Source organism: Streptomyces sp. URMC 126, from assembly GCF_051386555.1.
Taxonomy (GTDB): domain Bacteria; phylum Actinomycetota; class Actinomycetes; order Streptomycetales; family Streptomycetaceae; genus Streptomyces.
Genome location: NZ_JBPQTX010000319.1, coordinates 1 through 7867 on the forward strand (window position 1 = coordinate 1; position 7867 = coordinate 7867).

General features: G+C 71.2%; 2 protein-coding genes and 2 pseudogenes. All 4 read right to left on the reverse strand.

Annotated elements, in window-relative coordinates; translation table 11 throughout:
• A pseudogene (locus ACSNOK_RS27725) lies at window positions 1–3055 on the reverse strand (DUF6531 domain-containing protein); the annotation flags it as partial.
• 28 nt (window positions 3056–3083) lie between these two features.
• The gene (locus ACSNOK_RS27730; protein WP_436783527.1) at window positions 3084–4211 is read right to left on the reverse strand and encodes a putative T7SS-secreted protein; all 1128 of its coding nucleotides are present in this window, start codon (window positions 4209–4211) and stop codon (window positions 3084–3086) included.
• A gap of 72 nt (window positions 4212–4283) precedes the next feature.
• The gene (locus ACSNOK_RS27735; RefSeq protein WP_436783528.1) at window positions 4284–4751 is read right to left on the reverse strand and encodes a hypothetical protein; all 468 of its coding nucleotides are present in this window, start codon (window positions 4749–4751) and stop codon (window positions 4284–4286) included.
• Between the two features lie 485 nt (window positions 4752–5236).
• Window positions 5237–7867, reverse strand: a pseudogene (locus tag ACSNOK_RS27740) (FtsK/SpoIIIE domain-containing protein); the annotation flags it as partial.

Genomic DNA, 7867 nt, shown 5'->3' on the forward strand with positions numbered 1-7867 from the left:
GCCGAGGGGGTCGGGGGTGAGGTAGCGGGCGGTTTCGGGGTCGTAGTGGCGGTGGAGGTTGTAGTGGAGGCCGGTTTCTGGGTCGTGGTACTGGCCGGGGTAGCGGAGGGGTGTGTAGGTGGTGCTGGTGGTGGGCCAGGTGGTGGTGCCCCAGAGGGTGGTGCGGGTGTGCCAGGCCAGGTCTCCGGTTTCGGTGATGAGTTCGGTGGGGGTGCCGATGAGGTCGGTGGTGATGGCGTAGAAGCGTTCGTCGATCGCCTGTTGGGTGTCGAGTGAGTCGGGGAGGATGCGTTCTGTTTGGGTGAGGGGGTGGAGGCCCTGGTGGGTCCAGGTGAGGGCCACCGGGTGAGGGAGGTCTGGGGATGTCGTGGTTTGTTCGCAGAGGGTGGGGCCGTCCCAGGTGAAGCGGGTTTCCTCGGCCACCGTTTCGCCGTCGGGGGCCAGGCGTTGTTTGCGGGTGCGGCGGCCCAGGGGGTCGTAGTGGTAGCGCCAGCGGGTGCTGTCGGGGGTGGTGACGGTGGTGAGGCGGTCTTCGGTGTCCCAGGTGTAGTGCCAGGTGTCCGGTTTTTTTGACAGGCGGTGTTTGCGGCGTTGGACCATGCGGCCTGCCGCGTCGTGTTCGTAGCGGACGCGGCCGGCTCGGGTGAGGGTGGTAGCGGTGTAGGTGCGGGGGCCGGTGGCGGTGGTGTCCAGGTGGGCGGACGGCCAGGTGGCGGTGGTTTGGTTGCCTGCCGGGTCGTAGGTGTAGTGCTCGTGTCCCGTGGGGGCGGTGACGTCGGTGACGCGGCCCAGGGGGTCGAGGGTGTAGTGGGTGGGGCCGCGGAGGGTGTCGGTGAGGGTGGTGAGGTAGCCGTCGGGGCGGTAGGTGTACGTGCGGTGGTTCAGGGTGCGGTCGGCTGTCGTGAGTTGGTGGGTGGTCAGGCGGCCTGCGGTGTCCCAGGTGTGGGTGAGTGCGAAGGTGTCGCCGATGGTGCGCCGTAGTTCCTGGCCTGCCGCGTCGTGGGTGAAGGTGAGGTGTCGGCCGGCCGTGGTCAGGTGGGTGGTGCGGTCGGCCGCGTCGTAGGCGTAGGTCGTGGTGTGGCCGGTGGGGGTGGTGCGGCTTGTTCGGCGTCCTGTCGCGTCGTAGGTGAAGGTCAGGGGACGGCCGTCGGAGAGTTCCGTGGTCAGGCGGCCGCAGCGGTCGTAGTGCGCAGAGCAGTTCGCCGTCCGGGCCCGTGGCGCGGACGAGGCGGTCGGCCGGGTCGTAGGTGTAGGTCGTTACCCGGTCGTGGGCGTCCTTGGAGGTCAGGCGGCCCAGGGCGTCGTAGGTGTAGCGGATCGTTTCGCCGAGTGGGGTGAGGCGGGTCGTCAGCTGTCCGGCCGCGTCGTGGGTGTAGCCGGTGGTGCGGTCGTCGAAGTCCGTCTCCGCGGTCGGGCGGCCGGCCGCGTCGTAGGTGTAGGTCCAGGTCAGGCCCTGGGGGTTGGTCACCCGCGTCAGGCGTAGGTGTGCGTCGTGGGTGAACTCGTAGCGGGCGCCGTCCGGGTCGGTGCGGGCCGTGAGGAGGTCGAAGTGGGTGTATGCGAAGCGCGTGGTGTGGCCCGCGGCGTTGGTGTGGCTGGTGCAGTTGCCCTCGCCGTCCCACGTCCAGGTTTCCTGTGTGCCGTCCGGGTGGGTACGGAGGAGGGGTTTGCCTTCCGGTGTCCAGGTGGTGTGGGTCGTGTGGCCCAGGGGGTCCGTCGTTGCGGTGGTGCGGCCGAAGGCGTCGCGTTGCACGGCCGTTGTGTGGCCGAGGGGGTCGGTGATCTCGATGGGGAGGCCGGCCGCGTCGCAGCGGACCCTCGTGACCGCGCCCAGGGGATCGGTGACGGAGGTCAGCGCGCCTCGGGTGTCGTAGGTGTAGTGGGTGGTGTTGCCGGCGGGGTCGGTGAGGGCGGTGCGGTTGCCTTGGGCGTCGTATTCCTGGGTCCACCTCGCGCCGTCGGCTTCGGTGATCGACGTCGGCAGCCCCTGGGCGTTGTACGACGCCGTCAGTGTGCTGCCGTCGGGGCGGGTGACGGTGGTGAGGTGCCCGTGGTCGTCGTATCCGAAGTCCGTGCGGCGTCCGAGTGCGTCGGTGTGGGACAGCACGCGGTCGTAGCGGTCGTATGTGGTGTGGGTCGGTGCGCCCAGTGGGTCGATCTCGGCTACTACTTGGCAGAGGTCGTTGACGACGTAGCGGGTGGTGTGGCCCTCGGGGGTGGTGACCGTGGTGATGCGGTGGCCGGTCGTCTCGTCGGTCGCGTCGTAGGCGATGCGCACCGAGACGTGGCCTGCCTCGCCGCCTTCGGCGATGACGCGGTCCTGCTCGTCGTAGACGTAGGCGTAGCGCCTGTTGTTGGTGTCCGTCCAGGCCACGACGCGGTCGGCGTTGTCGTAGTCGAAGCGCAGCGGCAGACCGCCGGAGTTGGTGACGTGGGTGAGGTTGCCGCGGGTGTAGCCGTAGCGGACGAGTTCCTGGTCCGAGCCGTCTTCGGCGGCTGCCGCGAGGCTCAGGGACGTGATGCGTCCGGCGTCGGCCGTCAGCTTGAGGTGGTAGCCGGCGCTGTGGACGATGTCCGTGGGGGTGCCGTCGGCGTCGTACGTGAAGGTGATCCGGTGGCCGTTGCGGTCCGTGATGTGCCGGAGGAGGCCGGTGCGGGTGTCGGCGTCGGCATCTTCGTGTGGTGCGCTGAAGTGGCGTGTGTGGCCTGTGTCGGGGTCGGTGAGGGTGTAGTCGCCCTTGGGTGTGCGGGTCAGGGGCCAGCGTGGGCCGAGGGCGGGGAGGGCTGGTGCTTCGGGTGCCGGGTGGGGGTAGGCGAGGAGCAGTCCGTCTTCGCTGACGAAGATCACGCCTTCGTCGTCGATCTCCAGTCGCTGGTCCACGGTGCTGGACCACGAAGGGCCGAACCAGCATCCCGCCCGGTAGCCGGATTCCACTCGGCGGTGGAACGTCAGGGGCAGGGCGCCGGGTAGCGTGACGTCGGTCTGCGGGAGGAACATCCTGCCGGTGGCCAGGTCCACGGGGTCCGTGCCGCCGACGCACTTCCCCTGGTCCGGGAGCTTACTGAACCGTGCTCGGATTCCCTTAAGTTGTGCTCGGGCGGCCGAGGCGACCTGTCGGCCTCCGGTCGCGCCTTTGGCGGTCTGCGCGGCCCCTTTGAGGGTTTGGCCGGCCCCCTTGAGGGTTTGCGCGCCCTCCCTCACTCCCCTGGCCATGCCGGTCAGAGCCGTCTTCATCGCGGCGCCGGCCTTCAGGGATCTCGCGCCCTTGGCCAGGGCGCCGAGGCGGCTGAGGGTCGTGAGGCCCCTTGGTGCCGGGTATGCAATCGAGGGCGGCCAGGGCGACGTCCCAGAGGGAGGCCTTGCCCTGCATGTACTTGATGATGGTGTCGGCGAGGACGACGAGGGCGGCGGCCACGACGAGCCAGGTGAGCGGGCCGCCGACGATCATGACGATGATGCCGACGACCGCGACGACGACCTTGCAGACGGCGACGATCTGGTCCCAGTGCTCGCCGATCCAGTCGAGGGGTTTCTCCCAGAAGCGCCGGTTGCGGATGCCGGCGTGGGAGGCGTCGTCGATGGCCGCTTTCGCCGTGTGGGCCGCGCTGTCGCGGAGGCGGCGGGCGTCGTCGGCGAGGCGTTTGGCGGCATCGAGCCGGGACTGGGCGGAGGTGACGGCCGACTGTGCCTGCTGTTGGGCCGTGGACGCGTTGTGGGCGTTGCGGGTGGCGGCCTGGACGGCCTCGGCCGAAGGTGGCGGAACGTTTCCCTGAGGGTTTTCCTGGTACTGCTTGGCTTGTTCATTGGCCCGTTGGACCCAGTCGTTCGCCGTGTGCAGGTGGGACTGGGCGGATTGGAGGGCGGATCGGGCCTGGCGGCCCTGTTCCAGGGCACGGTCGACGTCGCGCTGGGCCTGTTGCAGTTGCGGCCAGTACGTCGTCAGGGCCTGACTGCACATGCGGTAGGAGCGTTCGAGTTTGGCCAGTTCGCCCGGCAATTCGTCGAAATGCTGGCGGTAGGCGTCGCCGGACTCGCCGGTCCAGGTCTGGACGGCGCTGTCGCCGGCCAGACCCCGGATCGCGCGGAGCGCTGCGGCGACGTCGTCCGCGAACTGGCGCAACCGTCCGCTGAAGGCCTGCACCTGGGCCGGGTCGCCCGGGGTCGGGTCTTTGGGGAGGTCCAGTACGTACCAGTCCGTCGGTCTGCCCATCAGATACCTGCCCCGGTGGTGCCGGTGTGTCGGATCGGTGGTGCGGTCGTGGCCGCCCGGCGGCGGGGCCATTCACAGCGTGGTCAGGGGGACTTGGACAGTGTGAAGGGTGCCGTCGCCGAGGTGGAGCAGGCCGCGTCCGGGCTGTACGGGGGCGCCGACCTGGGAGCGCTGGAGGGGGACGCCGACAAGGTCGGAGTCGGTGACGTTCTGTGGGGAGAGCAGCAGGCCGCGCCGGGCCTTCTTCGCCTCGACCTGCCAGCCGGAGAACCCGCCGCACACGTCGTCGGCGTCGCCCGCGACGACGATGCCAAGGCCGTGGCCGGAGGAGCGGCGGAGGACGGAGAGGAGCAGGGCGTCCGCGTCGCAGCTGCGCAGCAGTTCGGCGTCGTCCACGAGGATGACCCCGCGCCCGTTCAGGCGATCGATGGCCGCCTGGAGTTCGTCGGTGGGGAGGTCCTCTCCCCCGAAGCAGCCGGCGACGCCCGGGGCACTCGCCAGGCGGCGCAGGGGGGAGACGCGGGGTGCGGCGAGGATCACTTGGGTGCCGGTGGAGAGGAACGAGCGGGTGAGGGTGAGCAGTGCGGTGCTGCGGCCCGACCGTGGTGGGCCGGCGACGACGAACGCGGGGATACCGTCGGCGAGGTCCGGACCGAGCGCGGTGAGCCGGTCGCCGCCGACGGCGGCCAGGCCCCACAGGCGGCCGTCGGGGTGGTGGGCTCGCGCAGCTCCCAGGCGTCGTCGAAGCCGATGCGGGTGGGGAGGACGTCGACGCGGAAAGGGCGGCGCGAGCGCGGTACGCCGGCGTCGCGTCGTGCGGCCTGTTCACCGATCACGGCGAGGGCCGCCGCCTGGGCCTGGCCACCGGGGTCGGCGGTCAGCAGTGCGACGTGGGTCTCTACCCGGCCCGTGGCATGGAAGCCGCGGCCGGGCGGCAGATTCGGCGGGATCTTGCGGGGGTTGAGGCCGATGAGGGCGAGGTCCGAGGGGTCGCTGAGCTGGAAGGCGATCTTGTTTTCGGTCAGGGTGGAGATCCGGCCCGTCAGCAGCGTCCGGTCCCCGGAGATGACCAGGTGGACGCCCGCCGAGGCGCCCTCGCGCAGGAGCTGCAAGACGGTATCGGTGTGCTCACCGGCGTTGAGTTCGCCCAGGGTGGCGGTGAAACCCTCCCAGCGGTCGATCAGCAGCAGGAGGTGCGGCAGCGCGGTCAGGGCGAGGAGCGCGCCGTTGCCGCAGTCGAGGCCGTAGAGGTGGACGTCGGCGCAGGAGAGGTGGCGGGCTAGGGAGCCGGCCATGGTGCGCAGGATCTAGGAACGGCCGCTGTGCGGTTTCCCGGCGATCACAGATGGCCGAAGGTGGTCAGGTCGATGACCGCGGTGCGGCGGGCCTGTTCGGCGGGCAGATGATCGAGGGTGTAAGGGGCGGGAGAAAGGGGCTGGTGGGCAAGGGCGGCTGGTAGGCGGCCGGGCGCCGCCGGAGGCGGAAGTCCGTCAGGACCCGCAGGTTGACAGCCGGACACCGGCAGAGGCGGGAGTTCGTCGAGGAGGACGGTCGTGGGGAGGGCGGGCAGCCAGGGGCTGCGCTGCGGCGGGATGCCCAGGTCGGCGGTGGCTTCCTTGACGGCGTCGACCAGGACGGCGAGGTCGGTCAGCAGGTCGTCGTCCTGCCGCGCGGCGCCCGGGCGTTCGGGGGGCGGCTGGCCGAGTGCGTCCCAGGGCAGCGGGGCGATCCACGGGGTGGTGGCGACGGTGGTCGCCTGGCCGGGTCGGCGGCCGCCGACCCGAGCGGACTGGAAGGGAACAAGAGAGGTCGCCTGGAGACGGACGTAGGCGCGCCCGGGAGTGTTCTTGGCGATGGTGCCGGCGTCGGGGGCGTCGATGACGTCCTGGCTCTCGGCGGTGTCGGTCACGCGCAGGGCGATCCGCAGGTTGGTGTTGGCGCGGATCTCGGGTGAGACGACGCCGGAGGGGCGCTGGGTGGCCAGGATGAGGTGGATGCCCAGGGCGCGGCCCCGTTGGGCGATGTTGACCAGGCCGGTGACGAAGTCGGGCAGTTCGCGGGCCATGGAGGCGAACTCGTCGATGACGATGAGCAGGCGCGCCGCGACCAGGTAGTCCTCCAGGTTCTTGGTGCCGGCCGCGGCGAGGATGTGCTCGCGCCGCCGCAGTTCGGCGCCGAGGGACTCCAGTGCACGCTCCACGAGGTGGGTGTCGAGGTCGGTGACCATGCCAAGGGTGTGCGGCAAGTGGACGCAGTCCTTGAAGGCCGTGCCACCCTTGTAGTCGACGAGGACGAAAGTCATGGCGTCCGGGCGGTTGGCGACGGCGAGGGAGGCCACCAGGGTCTGCAGCAGTTCGGACTTGCCGGAGCCGGTGGTGCCGGCGACGAGGCCGTGCGGTCCGTCGCGGACCAGGTCGATGCTGAAGGGGCCGTCGAAGGAGGCGCCCACGACGGCGGAGGTGCTGCGCCCGTTGATGCTCCACCGGGCGGCAATCGCCGCGGCGGTGGGCGGTTCGAGGCCGAGGAGGTCCAGCAGGCGGCAGGCGTCGGGCAGTCCGGTGCTGTCGTCGCCGCTGACATCGCGCAGGGGGGTCATGGCGCGGGCGAGGCGTTCGCACCATCCGGGGGTGACGCGGTCGGGCCGTACCACCTCCACCGGCTCCCGGCCGGCCGCGGCCACCTGGAGCAGTCCTTGATAGTCCTCTTCGACCAGAGCGCGGCACTCTTCGGGGAGCAGGCGGCGGTCGGCGTCGAGACAGATCAGGTGGATGCCGGCGCGTGGTCCGTCGCGAAGGATCTGCGTCAGGCCGGGCAGGGCGCGCAGCCGGCGGGAGCCGTCGAGGACGACGAGGAGGCGCGGGCCGCCCCACACCCCCCGGTCGACGGCGGTGCGGTTGATCGCGTCCTGGCGGGCGCTGATGAGGCTCAGCAGTTCGCTGATGCGGCGGGCGACACTGTCGGTGTCGGTGCCCAGCAGTGCGACGGTGTCCTGGCCTTCGCGGGGACGGGCGTGCGGCAGCCAGCGGACCCAGTCCCAGCAGGGGCGGCCGGTGGCGTCGGTAAGGACGCACACGGAAAGGTCGGTGGGACTGTGCAGGGTGGCGGCCTGGGCGACGAGCCAGCGGCCGACCGCCCGGGGCAGCTCCCCCCGGCCCGCCACGCCGATCACCCCGTGGGTGCGCAGGGCGATACCGACGGGGACATCGGTCAGGCGGCGCTGCTGGACGCGCCGGTGTTCCTCGCGCTGGTTCGGGTCGTGGACGCGTACGTCGGAGGGCAGGTCGCCGGTGCCCACCCGCAGCAGGCCGAAGTCCTCGTCGGCCAGGCGGCGTTCCCACAGGCGCCGGCCGGGGTCGGTGGCGGTGAGGAACACGGCCGCCGGGTCGGGCAGGGCCTCGCGGCGCGCCTCGGTCTCAACGGCGACGGCGCGCCGCGCCTGGCGCTCGATGGACGCCCTGTGCCGCTCGTACTCGGCGAGCGAGGTACGGAAGGACTTGCGGCCGTGCCGGCGGTCGTAGAAGTGGGTGGCGACCAGGACGAAGGGGCTGAGCAGGGCCAGCAGCAGGAAGATCCGCTGGTGGGTGGTCAGGGCCATGACGCCGGAGCCCAGGAGGGGGGTGAGCGCCATCACCCAGGGCAGGGGCCGGGGGTCGGGC